Raw genomic sequence first — 720 nt, forward strand, 5'->3', positions numbered from 1 at the left:
GTGTCTCTCAAAAACGCCTCTGGCGTTGTAAGGTTAAGCCTCACGGGTCATTAGTACCGGTTAGCTCAACGCATCGCTGCGCTTACACACCCGGCCTATCAACGTCGTAGTCTTCAACGTCCCTTCAGGACTCTCAAGGAGTCAGGGAGAACTCATCTCGGGGCAAGTTTCGTGCTTAGATGCTTTCAGCACTTATCTTTTCCGCACTTAGCTACCGGGCAATGCCATTGGCATGACAACCCGAACACCAGTGGTGCGTTCACTCCGGTCCTCTCGTACTAGGAGCAACCCCCCTCAATTCTCCAGCGCCCACGGCAGATAGGGACCGAACTGTCTCACGACGTTCTAAACCCAGCTCGCGTACCACTTTAAACGGCGAACAGCCGTACCCTTGGGACCTACTTCAGCCCCAGGATGTGATGAGCCGACATCGAGGTGCCAAACACCGCCGTCGATATGAACTCTTGGGCGGTATCAGCCTGTTATCCCCGGAGTACCTTTTATCCGTTGAGCGATGGCCCTTCCATTCAGAACCACCGGATCACTATGACCTGCTTTCGCACCTGCTCGAGCCGTCACTCTCGCAGTCAAGCCAGCTTATGCCATTGCACTAACCTCACGATGTCCGACCGTGATTAGCTGACCTTCGTGCTCCTCCGTTACTCTTTAGGAGGAGACCGCCCCAGTCAAACTACCCACCAGACACTGTCCGCAGCCCGG

The 720-nt window shown here is 55.3% G+C and carries 1 rRNA gene; it reads right to left on the reverse strand.

Annotation, left to right across the window (positions count from 1 at the left end):
* Positions 1 to 29 precede the first annotated feature (29 nt).
* Positions 30 to 720, reverse strand: a 23S ribosomal RNA gene (locus EPG66_RS22800); the annotation flags it as partial.

This window comes from Pantoea pleuroti (genome assembly GCF_014156615.1).
In the GTDB taxonomy this organism is placed as follows: Bacteria; Pseudomonadota; Gammaproteobacteria; order Enterobacterales; family Enterobacteriaceae; genus Pantoea; species Pantoea agglomerans.